The following is a 16,362-nucleotide window of genomic DNA, read 5'->3' as shown; positions in this document are numbered from 1 at the left end:
GAGCGCTGCTAGCGTCCGGGCGTGCGAGTGTGGTGGTGTGGCCTGGTGGTGGCCGTCGGCCTGGTGGCCGGAGCGTGCGCGTCGGGCCGCTCGGGGAGTGGTTCGCTGATCCCGCCGCCGTCGCCGACTACGGCATCAGCGGATTACCCGGCCCCGACCGCATTCCCGACGACGACGGGTTCGTCGCCGGGAACGACGCAGACGCAGACTCGGGCGCACACGCCGACGTTGACGACGAAGAAGCCGACCACCCAGCGGCGCCCCACTCCGCGGCCGACCACCCGCCGGACCCGCTGAGCGTAACCATCGGGGCTTTCCCGGCGACTGAACAACGGTCCGGCCGTGCGAACTCGCCGAGGTGCGCTGATGAAGACGTGGTGGGGAGGGCTGTTCGCGGTGGCTTTGGCCGCGGCGACGGCGGGGTGCGGCGCGTCGGCGCCCGCTCCTCGTGCGCCTGCCGTCCCGGTCACCACCGAATCGGTCGTGACCGTCGAAGAGCCGACACCGGTCGCGACCCTCACCGCGCCGCCGACGACGTCGAGCGCCGCCCCGGCCCCGACCCGCACCTCCGCGAAGGCGACGGTCCGCAAGACGCCGACGCGCAAGCCGCCCCAGTACGGCTACCAGTGCCGCGACGGCGACGAGCTGAAGTACGAAGTCTGCGCGGGCCACAAGGCGTGGGTCGACGGGCAGCGGGAGTTCACCGACTGCCTGACCGGCGGCGGCACCTGGGACGAAGCCACCCAGCGCTGCCTGCGTCCCTGACCCAGGCAGCCGTCAAGGCCTCAGCGGCCGCGCAGACTGGGCCGCGCCAGGCCCACCGCGGCCACGACGATCAACGCGACCGCCGCCACCGCCGCGATCACCGACAGGACCGGTGCCGGGGCGTTCGTTCTCGTCAACGTCAAAACACTGGACAGCAGCAGTACCGCGCCCACCCCCAGGTACAGCCAGCACAACGGAGCAGTGGTCGGGATGACGTGCCAACGCCGTTCGGCCATCGGACCTCCTTGATCGGCCTCCTCCCAGGTTTGCCCCGGCCGGGTGACGGTCAAACGCGCCGGACCGGCGGGCCCGCCCGGAGGGCGCGCGGGATCTCGGCCACTTCGTCGACCACCGCCAGCAGCCGGGCCAGCTCCTCCGCGGGGGCGGAGGAGTCCAGTTCGACCGAATACGTGATGCCCGTGGACGCCCACGTCGTCGTGTCGAAGCCGCCCGTCGCCCGCACGCGGACGCCGTCCAGGCGGATGCCGAGCGGCTCCGCCTCGCGGTACAGGTCGTTGAGGACGCACCCCGCCGCCGCGAGGTTCAGGAGGTGGCCGCCCGTGAATTCCGTGTCCACGCTGACCCCCGCCGTCGTCCAGCGGTGGGGGAACCGCACGCCCGTCTCGCTGCGCATCGTGCCCGCGCCTGCCACGACCTCGAATGCCATCCGCCCACTGTCGCACACTCGCGACCGTTCCACTGACCGGAACACGTGGCTGTCGCCTCCGGCCGCCGCGGTGCGACGGTCTGCGGCATGGCTCCCGTGATGGCGGCGATCGTCGGCCCCGGCAACATCGGTACGGATTTGCTGGCGAAGCTGCGACGCAGTGAAGTGCTCGAAGTCGGTTACATGGTCGGGGTGGTCGAGTCCGACGGTCTCCAGCGCGCCCGCGCGCAGGGGATCGAGGCGTCCGCCGAGGGCGTCGACTGGCTGCTGCGCCAGGATCCCTTGCCGGACCTCGTTTTCGAGGCGACGTCCGCGAAGGCGCACGCCGCGAACGCTCCGCGCTACGAAGCCGCGGGGATCCAGGCGATCGACCTGACGCCCGCGCACCTCGGCCCGATGGTGTGCCCGCCGGTGAACCTCGGCGCGCACCTCGACGCGCCGAACGTCTCGATGATCACCTGTGGCGGCCAGGCCACGATTCCCATGGTGCACGCCGTTTCCCGGGTGACGCCGGTGCCCTACGCCGAGATCGTCGCGTCGGTCGCCTCCCGCGGCGCGGGCCCGGGCACGCGGGCGAACATCGACGAGTTCACCTTCACGACGTCGCAGGCGGTCGCCGAGGTCGGCGGGGCCGGGCGCGGCAAGGCGATCATCATCCTCAACCCCGTCGAACCGCCGATGATCATGCGGGACACCGTGTTCTGCGCGATCGGCGCCGACGCCGACCGCGACGCGATCACCACCTCGATCCACGAAATGGCCGAAGACGTCCGGAAGTACGTGCCCGGCTACACGTTGCGCGCCGATCCGCAGTTCGACGACGCGCGCGAAGAGTGGGACGGGAACGCGCGCGTCGGGATCTTCCTCGAGGTCCGCGGCAACGGCGACTACCTCCCGGAGTACGCCGGGAACCTCGACATCATGACCGCCGCGGCCGCCCGCGTCGGCGAGCTGATGGCGCGCGCGAAGCAGGAGGTCTCCGCATGAGCCGCCCCGAACTGAACCACGACGTCCGGATCATCGACACGACGCTGCGCGACGGCAGCCACGCGATGGCGCACCGCTTCACCGAACAGCAGGTGCGCGACACCGTCCGCGCGCTCGACCGCGCCGGCGTCGAGGTGATCGAGGTGACCCACGGCGACGGCCTCGGCGGCTCGTCGTTCACCTACGGCTTCTCCGCCGTCGACGAGCTGAAGCTGATCGCGGCGGCGCGCGAAGAGGCGAAGCAGGCGAAGATCGCGGTGCTGCTCGTGCCCGGGATCGGCACGGCCGAAGACCTGCGGCGCGCGTTCGACGCGGGTGCGGAGATGGTGCGCGTCGCGACGCACTGCACCGAAGCCGACGTCTCGCCGCAGCACTTCGGGCTGGCGCGCGAACTCGGCATGGAGACCGCCGGGTTCCTGATGATGGCGCACCGGACGCCGCCGGAAGACCTCGCGAAGCAGGCCCGCATCATGGTCGACGCGGGCTGCCAGGCGGCGTACGTGACGGACTCGGCAGGCGCACTGCTGATGCACGAAGCGCGCGAGCGGTTCGAGGCGCTGGTCGCCGAAGTCGGCGACACGGCGTGGGTCGGCTACCACGGGCACCAGAACCTCTCGCTCGGCGTCGCGAACTCCGTGCTGGCGTACGAAGCCGGGGTCCGCTACATCGACGGGTCGGTCTGCGCGCTCGGCGCGGGCGCGGGCAACTCGCCGACGGAGGTGCTCGCGGCGGTGTTCGACCGCCTGGGCATCGACACGGGTCTCGACGTCGGCGGCCTGCTCGACGCGGCCGAGGAGGTCGTCCGCCCGTACCTGCACCGGTGGCCGAAGATGGACCGCAACGCGATCGTGCAGGGCTGGGCCGGGGTGTACTCGAGCTTCCTCCTGCACGCGGAGCGCGCGGCCGAGCGCTACGGCGTTCCGGCGCAGGCGATCCTGCGCCGCTGCGGCGAGCTCGCCCTGGTGGGCGGCCAGGAGGACATGATCATCGACGTCGCCGTGCAGCTGGCGGCCGAGGGCTAACGCGCGAACCGGTCCAGCGCCGCGAGCTTCCAGGCGCGCTTGACGTCGCTGGCCCGGTGCCCCGAGTGGTCGTCGACGAGCAGTTCGGCGCCCGGCCACGCCTGCGCCAGCTCCCACGCCGTCGTCACCGGGCAGCTCAGGTCGAGCCTGCCGTGGATCAGCACGCCGGGAATGCCCGCCAGGCGCCCGGCGTCGCGGATCACGGCGCCTTCCTCCAGCCAGCCCGCGTTCGCGTAGTAGTGCGTGGTGAGCCGGACGAACGCGAGCGCCGCGTCGTCGACGGGCTCGTCCCGCATCGGGGGTGCGCCGGGTTCGAGGGACAGCACGACGTCTTCCCACCGGCTCCACGCGGCCGCCGCGCGGTGGCGGACCGCCGGGTCCGGGTCGGCCATCAGCCGCGCGTACCCGGCGACGTCGTCTTCGCCGCCTAGGGTGAAGCGCGCCCACTCCTCGGGGAAGAACCGGCCCGCACCCCGGTAGAGCCAGTCGATCTCGGACCGGCGAGTGGTGCTGATCGCGCTGACCACGATCTCCGACACGCGCTCCGGGAAGCGCTCGGCGTACACGAGCGCGAGCGTGGTGCCCCACGAGCCGCCGGTCAGGAGCCAGCGCTCGATGCCGAGGTGCTCGCGGAGCCGTTCCAGGTCGGCGACCAGGTGGTCGGTCGTGTTGTGGCGCAACGACTCCGTGGCGTGCGGGCGGCTCCGGCCGCAGCCGCGCTGGTCGGTCAGCACGATCCGGTAGCGGGCGGGGTCGAACGTCCGGCGCATGCCGGGGACGCAGCCCTGTCCGGGGCCGCCGTGCAGGACCAGCGCCGGCTTGCCGTCCGGGTTGCCGGACGTCTCCCAATAGATCCGGTGCCCGTCGCCGACGTCGAGCAGTCCGTGGGCGTGGGGTTCGATCGGCGGGTACAGCTCGCCCTCCCTCGATGGCCGGGACAACGCCGGTGATCATTCCGGTCCGGGCCCGGTTTTTCGAGGGGATTTCCGGAAAGCGGGGGCGCGCCGGGCAGGCGCGCCCCCGCCGGGTCACGCGGGCTCGCCGAACCAGCGACGCAGGGCCGCTTCGAGGCCCGTCGTCGAGCCGTCCTCGGTCGCCCAGGCGATGTGCCCGTCCGGCCGGACCAGCACGCCCGTCAGCGCGGGCTCGCCGACGCACTTCGCGGTCAGCACCTGGACGCGACCGGCCCACCCACGCGCGGTCTCGGGCAGGGCGGCGTTTTCGGCGAGGTCCAGCAGGAGCGCCTTGCCGTCGTGCAGGTGCTCGCCGAGCCGGGTGCCGTCGGCGAACGCGAAGTCGGGCGCGGCGCGACCGGTGAGGTCGTGGTCGCCTTCGAGCGCGTACCGGTGCAGAACGCCGGACAGCTTCTTCGCCAGGTACGTCGCGCCGTCACCGGTGTGCAGCAGGTCCGACATCACCTGGCGCAGCGCCTTGGTCCGGACGTCACTGCGCATCAGCGCGACCTGCGCCCGCGTCCACTCGAGCACCCACTCGCCGATCGGGTGCCGCTCGGTGGTGTAGCTGTCGAGAAGTCCCTCCGGCGCCCAGCCCCGGATCGTCGCGGCGAGCTTCCAGCCGAGGTTGACGGCGTCGCCGATGCCGAGGTTGAGCCCCTGCCCGCCGAAGGGGGAGTGGACGTGCGCCGCGTCGCCGGCGAGGAGCACGCGGCCCAGCCGGTAGGTCGTGGCCTGCCGCGCGTTGTCGGTGAACCGCGTCGCGCTGTGGACCTTCTTCACCCGGATGTCCGCGCCGGACACGCGCCGGAGGCTGTCTTCGAGCTCCTGCGCGGTTACCGGGGCGTCGCGGTCCTCGGGCGGCCCGTCGAACTCGACGATCAGCGCCCGGCCGGGCATCGGCCCGAGGACGTAGAGCCCGCCGGTGCCGTGCTGCCAGCCGGCGGGCAGCCCGTCCGCACCCTCGAACTCGGCCATCGCCTGCCGCCCGGTGATGGCCGGATCCGTGCCGGGGAAGGCGAACCCGGCCCGCTTGCGGACGAAGCTGCGGCCGCCGTCGCAGCCGACGAGCCAGCCGGCGCGGACCTGCTCACCGTCGGCGAGGTGCACGGTCACGCCGTCGTCGTCGGTGTCGAACCCGGTCAGCTCGGCCCCGCGCCGGATCTCGACGCCCAGCTCGGTGGCGCGCTCGGCGAGGATCGCCTCGACGGCCTGCTGCTGGATCACCACCACGCGGGCGGCCGGCCCGACGTCGCGGAAGGCGGGGTCGTCGAAGTCGACGCCGCCCGAGGCGACCATGATCCCGGCGAAGTGCCCCACCGGGATCGGACCGCCGGGCCCGCCGCCACCGCGCGACTTCAGGAACTCCTGGATCTTTTCGAAGTTCTGCCGCACCACCTCGTCCATCGCGGGCAGCAGCCCGCGGCGGTAGAAGGCTTCGGCCGTCGTCAGGTTGACCGACCCGGCCTTGATCGTCTGGTCCGGTTCGGGCAGCCGTTCGACGACGAGCACGTCCACGCCCGCCAGCCGCAGTTCGCAGGCCAGCATCAAGCCGACCGGTCCGCCCCCGGAGATCACCACATCCCTGTTCATGGCTCCGATGATGCCACAAACTTTTACCGAGTCAAAGTTTGTGTCCGGTCTATACTCTCGGTTCATGGCGGATCACGGACTGCGGGAGCGGAAGAAGCAGGCGACGAGGCAACTGATCTCGAACGTCGCGACCGGCCTCTTCGCCCAGCGCGGCTTCGAAGAGGTGACGGTCGCCGAGATCGCCGAAGCGGCCGGCGTCTCGAAGATGACGGTGTTCAACTACTTCCCGCGCAAGGAGGACCTGTTCCTCGACCGCCACGCCGACCGGCTGCGCGAGCTGACCGAGGTGGTCCGCGACCGGCCTGCCGGGACGTCCGCGGTCACCGCCCTGCGCCGCCACCAGCACGAGCTGCTGGCGTCCGGGCACCCGTTGTCCGGCGCCATCGCCGGCGGACCCGGGTTCTGGTGGGTGCTGACGTCGAGCCCGGCGCTGACAGCGCGCTGGTACGAGCAGGAACGCGAGATCGCGGACGCGTTCACCGAGGTGCTCACCGCCGAGACCGGGGACGCGTTCCGGTCCCGGATGGTGGCCGGCCTGCTGACGACGGCGATCACGACGGTCTTCGCCCACGCGATGGGCCGGATCGTCGCCGGCGACGACGCCGACGTGGTCCGCCGCGAGCAGGCCGCCGTCGTCGACCAGGCCTTCGACCTGGTGGAGCGCGGCGTCGGCGACTTCCCGGCGGAGCGCCGTCCCGGCTAGCGGGACCCGGCGTCCACGTTCGTCCAGCTCTGTCCAGGAGCGCCCGTGTGACAGTCGGGCTCCTGGTGTACTTCGCCCCGTCCGGCCGGGAGGGGGAGCGATGTCTTCGGGAAAAGGGTCCTGCCAGAACGCGGCACGCGGGTGCCGTTGACCGGAACATCGTGGTGGGCCGCGGTGGCCGTGGGCGCCGCCCTCGTGACGGCGCCACCGGCCGCGGCGGCCGCGCCGGTGTGCCCGCAGGTCTGCGCGCCCGGGCTGTACGTGTACCGCATCTCGACGGCCCGGAAGCTGGTCCCGGCGCCCGACGGCGGGTACCGGGTGGTCTACGTGCTCACGGAGACGCGCCGCACGTTCTGGTCGCAGCCACCGGTCCCGGCCGCGATCCCGCTGTCAGCGTCCTCGGGGTAGGCGGCTCGCGGCGATCCGGGCGCGGACCTTCTCGGCGCGCGGGTGCCGCAGGTCCTCGTAGACGGCGAGGGCGGCGGCCCACAGGCGCTGCGCGTCCTCCGGGTCCTCTTCGGCCAGTGTCTCGGCGAGCCCGTTGAGGGCCCGGGCCTGCTCGAAGCGGTCCCCGGCGTCGACCGCGAGGCTCGCGCCGCCTCGTGCTGGTGGCGGGCTTCCCGCAGGCGGCCGAGCCCGATCAGCGTGGTGCCGAAGCTGTTGTGGACGTGGGTGAGCATGCCGTGGCTGCCGGCCGCTTCGCCGACCGCGAGTGCTTGTTCGTGGAAGGGCACGGCCGCGGCGAAGTCCCCGGCTTCGGCGTGGTCGAGGGCGATCCCGTTGAGCGCGTCGGCCTCGCCTTCGGGGACGGAGAGCTCCCGGAAGAGGGCGAGCCCGCGCTCGTGCTGGTCGAGGGCGGCGGCGACGTGGCCGTTGGCGCGGTACGCGTCGCCCAGGTTGCTGAGCGCGTGCGCCTCGCCCAGCCGCTCGCCGAGGTCGCGGAACAGCTTCAGCGCCGCGGTCAGGTGCTCCTCGACGTCGCGGATCGCGTCCGAGCGCATCGACGTCACGGCCAGGTTCATCAGGACCGCGGCCTCACCCCGCCGGTCGCCGGTCTTCCGGCGCAGCCGCAGGGACCGCTCGTAGGCCGCGACGGCGTCGTCCAGCCGTCCGAGCAGACCGGCGACGATCCCGACGCTGTTGTGCGCCGCGGCCTCGCCGGTCTCGTCGCCGAGCTGCTGCCGCAGGACGACGCATTGCTGTGCGTACGAGAGGGACTCGAGGTAGTTCCCCGCCATCCGGTGCACCGTGCTGAGGTTGCGCAGGGCCTCGGCCTCGGCGGCGACGTCTTCCGCGGCGCGCGCGGCCGAGAGCGCGACGTGCTGCAGGGCCATGGCTTCGGCGGTGTGCGCCTGCGTGTCGAACTCCCGCCAGAGCGTTCCGGCGAGCACCCCGATCCACCGCGGCCAGCCGTGGGTTTCGGCCAGCCGCACCATCCCGAGCAGGGTGGCGCGCTCGGCGCCGAGCCAGGCCCGCGCCCGTTCGGCGTCCCCGAGATCGGGGACGGCGGTCGCCCCCGGACGGTCGACCCGCGGCCGCCGGTCCCGCTCGACCGGGTAGAGCGTGTCCATCGCGACCATGGCGGCGAACGCGTAGTAGCCGAAGAGGCGCTCGAGCGACTCGCGGGACTGGTCTTCACCGGCGACTTCGCGGGCGTACGCCGCGAGCAGGTCGTGCATGCCGTAGCGGCCGGGCCCGGTGGAGTTCACGAGGTGGGCCCGGACGAGCTCGTCGAGCAGCGCCGCCGTGGACATCAGGTCCGTGCCCGCCAGCGCGGCGGCGGCGTGCAGGTCGAAGTCCGGGCCGGGGTGGGCGCCCAGCAGCCGGAACAGGCGCGCCGGGCCCTCGGCCAGCGCGTGGTACGACCACGAGAACACGGCCCGCACGGCGGTCCGGTCGTCGCCGCCGGCGTCCAGCACGCTCAGCCGCCGCCGCTCGTCGTGCAGCTCCCGGACGGCGTCCCCGAGCGTCGCCTCCGGACGGCTGCGGATGTATTCACCGGCGATGCGCAGGGCCAGCGGCAGCCGGGCGCAGGCTTGCGCGAGCTCGGCGGCCGCGGCGGGCTCCTCGCCGACGCGGTCGCCGATCAGCGCCCGGACCAGGTCGACCGCGTCCGCCAGGGGCAGCAGGTCGAGGTCGATCCGCCGGGCACCGTCGCGCGCGACGAGCCCGGTCAGCGCGTCCCGGCTGGTGATCAGGGTCAGGCAGCCCGGCGCGCCGGGCAGCAGGTGCCGGACCTGCTCCGCGGAGCGCGCGTTGTCGAGGAAGAAGAGGAACCGCTTTCCCGCGCACACCGAACGCAGCAGCGCGGCGCGTTCGTCCAGCGAGCCGGGCAGGTCCGCGAGGTCGACGCCGAGAGCCCGCAGGAGCCGGCCGAGCGCCTCGTCCGGCCGCATCGGCGCTTCGACGTCGTAGCCGCGCAGGTTCAGGTGCAGCTGCCCGTCGGGGAACCGGGCGGCGACGCGGCGGGCCCAGTGCACGGCCAGCGCGGTCTTCCCGACCCCGGCGGTACCCGCGATGGCCGACACGACGACGGAAACGGGCGTGTCGCCATCGGGCGCGGGCAGGAGATCGTCCAGCGCGACGAGCTGGTGGTGGCGGCCGACGAACCCGGGAACGTCCGGCGGAAGCTGCCGCGGAACGACGGTGGGAGCCGGCTCCCGACGGCGGCCGTCCCGGTCGGCGGTGATCCGGAACCAGGCCTCGCTCCACGCGCCGAGCTCGTCCGGCTGAGCCCCCAGCGCGAGGACGATCCGGTCGAGGACGTCGATCGGCGGGAGCGCCTTGCCGGAGACGTAGGTGTGCGCGGTCGACCGGGGCAGCCCGGTGAGCCTGCTGAGGTCCTGCAGCGAGACGCGGCTTTTCCCGGTACCGCGGGCCGCCCGGCGGCGCAGCCGGTCGAGAGCTTCGGCCAGCCCGGCGAGGTCCGTGACGGTGTCCGGGTCCGGCTCTGAGCCTCCGCGCACGTGTTCCCTCTCCCTCCGGCCCCGCCGGGCCGGGACTTTCCGGAAGCATTCTCCCAAACGGCGCGCAGCCGGTCCCACCGCCCACAAGCGAGGATGCCACGCGGGTGCGGCCGGTGCGGGGGTTAAGGGGAGGGCGGGTCGGACGCGGTCGGTTGCGGCTCGCGCGGTGGTGGCGGGCGCGCTGTTGGCCATGGCCCGCTGATGGCCGCTAGGGCGCCGTTGGCCACAGCCCGCCGATGGCGGCTAGGGCGGGCGAATTGAGCTTCCACTGCCGCAGGTGGGGTTCAGCGGAGGGCAGTCCGCGCGCCGTCGGCCACCCTCGCGCTTCGGCCGCAGGGTGGGTGGTGTGCCTTGTGGTGGCCGGTGGGACGTTCAGCGGAGGGCGGTTCGCGCGCCGTCGGCCACGGCCCGGGCCACCGCCGCGAGCGCGGGTGAGTCGAGCTTCCACTGCTGCCAGTGCAGGGGCACGTCGAGTGGGCGGTCCGGCGCCAGGTCCACCAGCGCGTCGCCGCGGGAGGCGGCCTGGATCTCCGGCACCATGCCCCAGCCGAGTCCCGGCCGCCACCGCGTCCACAAAGGACTCCGAGGCGGGGATGTGGTGGCGCACCAGCGTGAAGTTCCGGCGGCGGGTGAGGCCGCGCAGGAACCGGTCCTGCAGGTCGTCCTTGCGGTCGAACACGATCACCGGCGCGGCGGGCAGCGCCTCGGCGAGCGGGCCGGACGCCAGCCGCCGCGCGACGAACTCCGGTGCGGCCATCGCGCGGTAGCGCATCCGTCCCAGCCGGCGGGACGTGCAGCCCTGCACCGGTTGCGGCGCCGCCGTCACCGCGGCCATCACCAGGCCTTCGCGCAGCAGGGCCGCCGTGTGGTCCTGGTCTTCGCGCTGCAGGTCGAAGCAGAGGCCGAGGTCGTCGGGCACGCCCGCGAGGGCCGGGAGGAACCAGGTGGCGAGCGAGTCCGCGTTGACGGCGATCGAGAGCGTGCGGGTCGACGAGCCGAGGCCGAGCTCGGCCAGCGCGTCCTGCTCCAGGCGCGCCAGCGACCGCGCGAACCGGACCAGCACCTTGCCCGACTCGGTCAGCGAGACCGGCTTCGTCCGCAGCAGCAGGACCCGCCCGGTCCGCTGCTCGAGGGCCTTGACCCGCTGGCTCACCGCGGACGGCGTCACGTGCAGCACGGCCGCGGCGGCGTCGAAGCTTTGCTCGTCCACGACGGCGAGCAGGGTCCTGACCTGGTCCAGCGGTAGATCTGACATCACGAACGCTAATGTTACGTAAGAATCTTTAGCTGGAGTGATCCAGCAGGACGGCCGTACCGTCGAGGGTGTGCTCGCTCTGCTCGTCGCCGGGTTCGGTACCGGCTTGTCCCTGATCGTCGCGATCGGCTCCCAGAACGCGTTCCTGCTGCAGCAGGGGCTGCGCGGGGGCGCGGTGGCGCCGCTGGTCGTCATCTGCGCCGTGTCGGACCTGGTGCTCATCGGCCTCGGCGTGAGCGGGATCGGGGCGATCCTCGGCCGCTGGCCGACGGCGATCGGCATCATCGCGGTCGGCGGTGGGCTGTTCCTCCTGGCGTACGGCGCCTTGGCGGCGCGCCGGGCGTTCCGGCCGTCGGTGCTGACGGTCGGCTCGGAGCGGACGCCGCTGCGCAAGGCGGTGCTGGCGTGCGTGGCGTTCACGTGGCTGAACCCCCACGTGTACCTGGACACCGTGTTGTTGCTCGGGTCGCTGGCGGTCGCCCACGGAGACGGGCGGTGGCTGTTCGGCCTCGGCGCGGGAATCGCGAGCGCGGTCTGGTTCAGCGCACTGGGCTTCGGCGCCCGGCGGCTGGCGGGGGTGTTCGCGAAGCCGGTCGCGTGGCGGGTACTGGACGTGCTGATCGCGGTGACGATGACCGGCCTGGGGGCGACGATGCTGCTGAGCCACGTCTGAGGCGCGCTCGTCACCACAGCTGCCCGCGTTCCTCCGCGGGTGGGCGTTCCAGCTCCAGCAGGAACTGCTTGCGCTTCAGGCCACCCGCGTAGCCGGTGAGCTTCCCGCCCTTGCCGACGACGCGGTGACACGCCACCAGGATGCACAGCGGGTTGCGCCCGACCGCCGCCCCGACTTCGTGCGGGAGTCCGCCGACCGCCTTGGCAAGGTCGCCGTACGTGGTGGGCGAGCCGTACGGGATCTTCGCGATCTCGGCCCAGACCGCGCGGTCGAATTCGCCGCCTTCGGCGCGGAGGGGCAGCTCGAAATCCGTGCGTTGCCCGGCGAAGTACTCCTTCAGCTGCCGGACGGCCTCGGGGAACGCCGTGTCGTCGCGCTCGCCGAACGTGGTGCGGTCCGGGCGGGTCCAGTGGCTCGGGAAGTACAGGCCCGTGATGACTTCGCCGTCGCCGACCAGGGTCAGGTCGCCGAGGGGTGAGTCGGTGATCGTGTGCTTCATCGGTTCTCCCAGGTTGTGCCGTCCGGGCGGGTGCCGCGGATGCCGGGCAGACGGAAGTCCGCCAGCGCCGACGTGACGATCGTCCGATGTGGACTCCACGTGGTCGATTGCCGCAGCCGGTGGGTCATTCCGGTCCAACCTGCCGGGGTGGCGCAGACCACCCAGACGTCCGGGTCCGGGCTCGCGAACCGGCGGGCTTGGCGCAGCCACGACGCTGCTGTCTCCGGCCACGTCACCGTTGCCAGTACGTCGCCGTCCCACGCCGCGGCGATACGGGCGCCGTCGGCCCGAGAGGTCGGGTCGGTTGCCGTGCCGATCACCGCGTGGCGGGCCGGGCCCATCAGCCGCAGCACGGCGGCCAGTTCTTCGGCTGTCATGTCGAGTCCTGGGTCGAAGTCAAGCGGCCGATGGGTGCCGCGCGCCGCTCTCATGCTGCGTCGTGGAAGACGAGGCCGAGTGTGTGGCGAACCCCCGACCGGACCGCCGAGACTCCGTGGCGGACCGGGGCCGCTGACCAGCCTCGTGCTGAGCGGACCGGCCGGTCGCGGGTCGTGAACACCAAGCCGTGGCCGCGGGGGATGAGCGTTGCCGTTCCGCGCGATTGCGCCCGAGGGCGCTGCTCGACCAGCAGGAACTCGCCGCCCGTGTGGTCGGTGCCCGGCTCGTTCAGGTTGATCACCACCTGCAGCGGGAACACCTTGTCGCCGTACAGGTCCCGGTGCAGGGCGTTCCAACCGCCCTTCTCGTACCGCAGCAGGATCGGTGTCGGACGCGGCTGGCCCGCGTCGTGGCAGATCGTCAGCCACTCGTCCAATGTGGATGGCCACTCCGCCTCTCGGCCCAGACGAGCGTGCCAGTCGCGGGCGATCGGCAGCAGGCGTGAGTAGAGCGCCTGGCGAAGCCTCTGCACCGGCTCCGGGAACGGCTCGGCGAAGTAGCGGTAGTCGCCGTTGTCCCCGAAGCGGTGGCGTCGCAAGTTCACCGTCGCCCGGAACCGCTCCGGCTCGTCCCACAGGGCGACGAGCTCCGCGCATTCGGCTGGGGTGAGCAGCGGGGGCAGGAGCGCGCAGCCGTAGTCGTCGACCTCGGCGGCCACGGCTTCCCAGTCGGCGGCCGCGACGCGGTTTTCGAAGGTGCTCATACCCGGTAGACGTCCCGGCCGGGTGAAACGTGAGATCGGACCGGCGAATCGGTGTTTCCCGGGTTGGCTTCGAACCCATGATCGGTGGCAAGACGACCGTCGGGTCGCGGTGGTGGCACGCCGTCATCGCGGCCGTTGTCGTGGTTTCGCTGGTGATCCAGCTCGTGCTGCTCTTCACCGGCGGCGCGGACGCAACTCCGGGCAGACCGGCACCTCGCTGGGCGTCGGCGTGCGGCTGTTCAGCTACTTCACCATCGAGAGTGCTGGCCGTGAACCCGCTCGCCGACGGCCGCCTGTGGCGGGTCGTGCGGCTCGATGCCCTGCTCGGCATTCTCATCACGGGGCTCGTCTACGCGATCGTCCTCGCTCCGCAAGTGCACCTGACCGGTGCCGCGCTGGCCGCCACCATCGGGTTCCACTACGTCTCGCCGTGGGCGACCGTGCCCGCGTGGCTGCTGTTCGGCCCGCGGCCGCGCGTCACCTGGGGCACCGTCTTCGCCGCCTTCGCGTGGCCCTTGCTGTGGCTGCTCTACATCTTCGTCCAGGGTGCGTTCACGCACTGGTACCCGTACCCGTTCCTCGACGCGGGGAAGCTCGGCCTCGGGGACGCGGTGCGCAACGCGCTGCTGGTCGTCGTCCTCGCGGCCGCCTTCGCCGCCCTCATGAAGTTGCTGGACCGCAAGCTCCCGGTCACGCCGCCGCTTCCAGCGTGAGCAGGACCCGCTTGGCCTCCTCGCCGCCCGCGTACTGGCCGTACGACCCGTCCGACCGGACCACCCGGTGGCACGGCACCACCACCGGCAGCGGGTTGCGCGCGCACGCCGTGCCGACCGCGCGGACCGCCTTCGGGCTGCCCGTGGCCGCCGCGACCTCGGCGTAGCTTTCCGTGTGGCCGTAGGCGATCTCCGGCAGGTGCTCCAGCACCGAGAGGCGGAACCCGCGGGCCAGCCGCAGGTCCAGCGGGACGTCGAAGGTCTTCCGCTTGCCCGCGAAGTACTCCTCGAGCTGGCGGACGGCCGGGTCGAGGCGGGCCGGGGTGCGCAGGATCCGCGGGCTGATCTCCGCCGCCAGCGCCACCAGCACCGCGTCGTGGTCCTGGCTGGCGAACGCCACCTTGACCAGGCCGCGCTCGGTCGCCGCCAGCAGCAGGGTGCCGACCGGGCTGTCGACCGTGCGGTAGGTGACGTCCAGCAGCCCGTCGCGCTCGGCGGCGGCCACCAGTCGCTCGTGCATGGGGTCGGGGTTGAGGATGTAGTCGCCCTGCACAGGCCAGAACATGTCCGTCATGAGCGCGCTCCTTCCAAGCTCGGGGAGTAGGTGGCCCGCAGGGCCTTGATGCCGTCGGCGGCCGCGCGGCGGGCGGCGTCCGTGCTGCCCCCGGTGATCTCCGCGATCTCGCGGTAGGGGAGCCCGGCCAGGTAGTGGTAGGCCACGGCAGTACGTTGCTTGTCCGGGAGCCGGGCCAGTGCGTCCCACAGTTCGTTGTCCCACGCCTCGGTGCGCCCCGGCCGGTCCGGGACTTCGCGGACCGGCACCGGGTGGCGGGCCCGCGCGCGGGTGACGTCGACGGCCTTGCGGTGCGCGATCGTGACGAGCCAGGCTTGGACGTTCGCGTCGGCGGGCAGCTCCGGGTACGCCTTCAGCGCCGACAGGAAGGTCTCCGACCAGGCGTCTTCGGCGTCGGCGGGCCCGAGCACGGCCCGGCAGACCCGGAGGACCATCGGCCCGTGCTCGGCCACGATCTGCTCGAACGGTTTCACGATCACACCCGGTAGACGTCCGCGGACCCTGGAACGTGAGATCGAGTCTGTCACGCGTGCGGGTGAACCGGCGCCGTGCCGGTGACGACCGTGGCGCCGAGGTCCTCGGACTCGTGGACCCGCGGCGTCAACCCGGCGGCGGCGAAGACGTCCGCGAGGACCGGAGCCTGCCGTTCGCCCGACTCCACGAGGACCGTCCCACCCGGTGCCAGCCAGCGCGGAGCCCCCGCGGCGACCCGGCGCGCGAGGTCGAGGCCGTCGGCGCCGCCGTCGAGCGCGACGAGGGGTTCGTGCAGCCGAGCCTCCGGAGGCATGGTCTCGACGGCGTCCGAAGGGACGTACGGCACGTTCGCCAGGAGGACGTCGACGCGGCCGCGCAGCGAATCCGGCAATGCGTCGTAGAGATCGCCCTCGTGGACGTGGGCGTCGGGGAGGTTCACGCGAGCGCACGCGACGGCAGCGGGTTCGACGTCGGCGGCGTGCAGCTCACGCGGCCGGTGTGCGGCGGCGAACGCGGCGCCGAGCGCCCCCGAGCCGCAGCACAGGTCCAGCACCACGGGCTCCGGCGGGGCGAGCGAGACGGCGACGTCGACCAGGAACTCCGTCCGGTGCCGGGGGACGAACACCCCGGGCCCCACGGTGATCCGCAGGCCGTGGAACTCCGCCCAGCCGAGCAGGTGCTCCAGCGGCAGCCCGGCGACGCGGCTTTCCACCAGCGCGTCGAGTTCCGCGGGCGTCGCGGCCGCGGCGACGAGGAGATCGGCCTCGTCCTCGGCGAACACGCAACCCGCGGCGCGCAGCCGGGAAACGACGGTGGGAGTGTCCAACAGGGAGCGACCCTACCGGACCTCCACCGCGTCCCCGACGGCCAGTCCGTCGAAGAACGCCGCCGAATCGGCGTCGCCGAGGTGCACGCAGCCGTGCGACGGCGCGTCCAGCGGCCCGGCGTGGAAGGCGATGCCGCCGGCGGCGAAGAACACCGAGTTGGGCATGTCCGTGCCGTAGACGCTGCTGCGGTGCTCGCGGTCCTTCCAGACGACGTGGAACGACCCGGCCGGGGTCGCCTGGTCGGGCGGGCCGAACCCGGCCGGGACCGGGCCGCGGACCACCCGGCCGTCGCGCAGCAGCCAGGCCAGCCGCTGGGCCAGGCTCACGCACGCGCCGGTCGTGACCGCGCACGGCGGGGACGGCGGCGGCGTGGTGGTGGGCGTGGTCGAGGCGGTCGGCGCGGTCAGCGGCGCCGGCTCGGCGATCGGGCTCGGCGTCGTCGTCCGCGGGACCGAACACGCCGCCGTGACCAGCGCCGACCCCAGCAGGGTCACCACTCCGGTGCCGCGCATCCGTGCATCCCCTCGTCGCAGGTCCATCCGGTGAGCAG

20 protein-coding genes and 1 pseudogene are annotated in these 16,362 nt (G+C 73.0%); 8 read left to right on the top strand and 13 right to left on the bottom strand.

The annotated features are described in order from the left end of the window. The first annotated feature begins 21 nt into the window (after window positions 1-21). Together QP939_RS43180 and QP939_RS43175 are read left to right on the top strand one after the other, a co-directional pair. Window positions 22-297: a hypothetical protein gene (locus QP939_RS43180; protein ID WP_285452568.1), complete on the top strand. Its 276-nt coding sequence runs from the start codon at window positions 22-24 to the stop codon at window positions 295-297. 69 nt (window positions 298-366) lie between these two features. Continuing rightward, window positions 367-765: a superantigen-like protein SSL4 gene (locus QP939_RS43175; protein WP_285452567.1), complete on the top strand. Its 399-nt coding sequence runs from the start codon at window positions 367-369 to the stop codon at window positions 763-765. A gap of 20 nt (window positions 766-785) precedes the next feature. Here the strand turns inward: QP939_RS43175 and QP939_RS43170 are convergent, their stop codons facing one another. Both QP939_RS43170 and QP939_RS43165 read right to left on the bottom strand, forming a co-directional pair. Then, a complete protein-coding gene (locus QP939_RS43170; protein ID WP_285452566.1) occupies window positions 786-1,001 on the bottom strand; it encodes a hypothetical protein in 216 nt (71 codons plus the stop codon). 50 nt (window positions 1,002-1,051) lie between these two features. Next, window positions 1,052-1,432 carry an OsmC family protein gene (locus tag QP939_RS43165; RefSeq protein WP_285452565.1) on the bottom strand — a complete coding sequence of 127 codons (381 nt, stop codon included), beginning with the start codon at window positions 1,430-1,432 and terminating at the stop codon, window positions 1,052-1,054. Between the two features lie 87 nt (window positions 1,433-1,519). Here QP939_RS43165 and QP939_RS43160 point away from each other — a divergent pair, with 87 nt between their 5' ends. Together QP939_RS43160 and dmpG are read left to right on the top strand one after the other, a co-directional pair. Beyond that, window positions 1,520-2,419, top strand: coding sequence for an acetaldehyde dehydrogenase (acetylating) (locus tag QP939_RS43160; RefSeq protein ID WP_285452564.1), 900 nt, complete (start codon window positions 1,520-1,522; stop codon window positions 2,417-2,419). Next, window positions 2,416-3,441, top strand: a complete 1,026-nt coding sequence (gene dmpG, locus QP939_RS43155) for a 4-hydroxy-2-oxovalerate aldolase (protein WP_285452563.1) — start codon at window positions 2,416-2,418, stop codon at window positions 3,439-3,441. The genes QP939_RS43160 and dmpG overlap by 4 nt, the downstream gene beginning before the upstream one ends. Here dmpG and pip read toward each other — a convergent pair. Together pip and QP939_RS43145 are read right to left on the bottom strand one after the other, a co-directional pair. Then, complete coding sequence (gene pip / locus QP939_RS43150; protein WP_285452562.1) at window positions 3,438-4,382, bottom strand: prolyl aminopeptidase; 945 nt, start codon at window positions 4,380-4,382, stop codon at window positions 3,438-3,440. The genes dmpG and pip overlap by 4 nt on opposite strands. Window positions 4,383-4,469: 87 nt before the next feature. Further along, the gene (locus tag QP939_RS43145) at window positions 4,470-5,987 is read right to left on the bottom strand and encodes an FAD-dependent monooxygenase (protein WP_285452561.1); all 1,518 of its coding nucleotides are present in this window, start codon (window positions 5,985-5,987) and stop codon (window positions 4,470-4,472) included. Window positions 5,988-6,051: 64 nt separating this feature from the next. On the opposite strand from QP939_RS43145, the gene QP939_RS43140 reads away from it, so the two are divergent. Both QP939_RS43140 and QP939_RS43135 read left to right on the top strand, forming a co-directional pair. Continuing rightward, a complete protein-coding gene (locus tag QP939_RS43140; protein WP_285452560.1) occupies window positions 6,052-6,690 on the top strand; it encodes a TetR/AcrR family transcriptional regulator in 639 nt (212 codons plus the stop codon). 147 nt (window positions 6,691-6,837) lie between these two features. After that, window positions 6,838-7,098, top strand: coding sequence for a hypothetical protein (locus QP939_RS43135; protein ID WP_285452559.1), 261 nt, complete (start codon window positions 6,838-6,840; stop codon window positions 7,096-7,098). Here QP939_RS43135 and QP939_RS43130 read toward each other — a convergent pair. Then, window positions 7,014-9,656, bottom strand: a complete 2,643-nt coding sequence (locus tag QP939_RS43130) for a tetratricopeptide repeat protein (protein WP_285452558.1) — start codon at window positions 9,654-9,656, stop codon at window positions 7,014-7,016. The genes QP939_RS43135 and QP939_RS43130 overlap by 85 nt on opposite strands. 372 nt (window positions 9,657-10,028) lie before the next feature. Then, window positions 10,029-10,911 (bottom strand): annotated as a pseudogene (locus QP939_RS43125) (LysR family transcriptional regulator ArgP). Window positions 10,912-10,981: 70 nt separating this feature from the next. On the opposite strand from QP939_RS43125, the gene QP939_RS43120 reads away from it, so the two are divergent. Then, window positions 10,982-11,584, top strand: coding sequence for a LysE/ArgO family amino acid transporter (locus QP939_RS43120; protein ID WP_285452557.1), 603 nt, complete (start codon window positions 10,982-10,984; stop codon window positions 11,582-11,584). Window positions 11,585-11,594: 10 nt separating this feature from the next. Here the strand turns inward: QP939_RS43120 and QP939_RS43115 are convergent, their stop codons facing one another. The 3 genes from QP939_RS43115 to QP939_RS43105 are packed head-to-tail and all read right to left on the bottom strand — an operon-like array spanning window position 11,595 to window position 13,224. Beyond that, window positions 11,595-12,083 (bottom strand): methylated-DNA--[protein]-cysteine S-methyltransferase, encoded by a 489-nt coding sequence (locus QP939_RS43115; protein ID WP_285452556.1) that lies wholly within the window; start codon window positions 12,081-12,083, stop codon window positions 11,595-11,597. Beyond that, window positions 12,080-12,460, bottom strand: a complete 381-nt coding sequence (locus tag QP939_RS43110; RefSeq protein ID WP_285452555.1) for a hypothetical protein — start codon at window positions 12,458-12,460, stop codon at window positions 12,080-12,082. The genes QP939_RS43115 and QP939_RS43110 overlap by 4 nt, the downstream gene beginning before the upstream one ends. Window positions 12,461-12,510: 50 nt before the next feature. Continuing rightward, entirely contained in the window at window positions 12,511-13,224 is a 714-nt protein-coding gene (locus QP939_RS43105) for a 2OG-Fe(II) oxygenase (RefSeq protein WP_285452554.1), read from the bottom strand. A 77-nt stretch (window positions 13,225-13,301) separates the two neighbouring features. Here QP939_RS43105 and QP939_RS43100 point away from each other — a divergent pair, with 77 nt between their 5' ends. After that, window positions 13,302-13,937 (top strand): Pr6Pr family membrane protein, encoded by a 636-nt coding sequence (locus QP939_RS43100; RefSeq protein ID WP_285452553.1) that lies wholly within the window; start codon window positions 13,302-13,304, stop codon window positions 13,935-13,937. Here QP939_RS43100 and QP939_RS43095 read toward each other — a convergent pair. From QP939_RS43095 to QP939_RS43080, 4 genes are read right to left on the bottom strand one after another with little or no spacing between them, the layout of a single operon-like run. After that, window positions 13,915-14,511 carry a methylated-DNA--[protein]-cysteine S-methyltransferase gene (locus QP939_RS43095; protein WP_285452552.1) on the bottom strand — a complete coding sequence of 199 codons (597 nt, stop codon included), beginning with the start codon at window positions 14,509-14,511 and terminating at the stop codon, window positions 13,915-13,917. The genes QP939_RS43100 and QP939_RS43095 overlap by 23 nt on opposite strands. Further along, window positions 14,508-14,990 (bottom strand): RNA polymerase sigma factor, encoded by a 483-nt coding sequence (locus QP939_RS43090; RefSeq protein WP_285452551.1) that lies wholly within the window; start codon window positions 14,988-14,990, stop codon window positions 14,508-14,510. The genes QP939_RS43095 and QP939_RS43090 overlap by 4 nt, the downstream gene beginning before the upstream one ends. A 44-nt stretch (window positions 14,991-15,034) precedes the next feature. Then, on the bottom strand, window positions 15,035-15,811 hold the full coding sequence (locus QP939_RS43085; protein ID WP_285452549.1) for a putative protein N(5)-glutamine methyltransferase: 777 nt from the start codon (window positions 15,809-15,811) through the stop codon (window positions 15,035-15,037). 12 nt (window positions 15,812-15,823) lie between these two features. After that, window positions 15,824-16,324, bottom strand: coding sequence for a L,D-transpeptidase (locus QP939_RS43080; RefSeq protein ID WP_285452547.1), 501 nt, complete (start codon window positions 16,322-16,324; stop codon window positions 15,824-15,826). Between the last annotated feature and the right edge of the window lie 38 nt (window positions 16,325-16,362).

The sequence above is a fragment of the Amycolatopsis nalaikhensis genome (assembly GCF_030264295.1).
GTDB lineage: Bacteria > Actinomycetota > Actinomycetes > Mycobacteriales > Pseudonocardiaceae > Amycolatopsis > Amycolatopsis nalaikhensis.
This window is presented reverse-complemented; position numbering and strand designations above follow the sequence as displayed.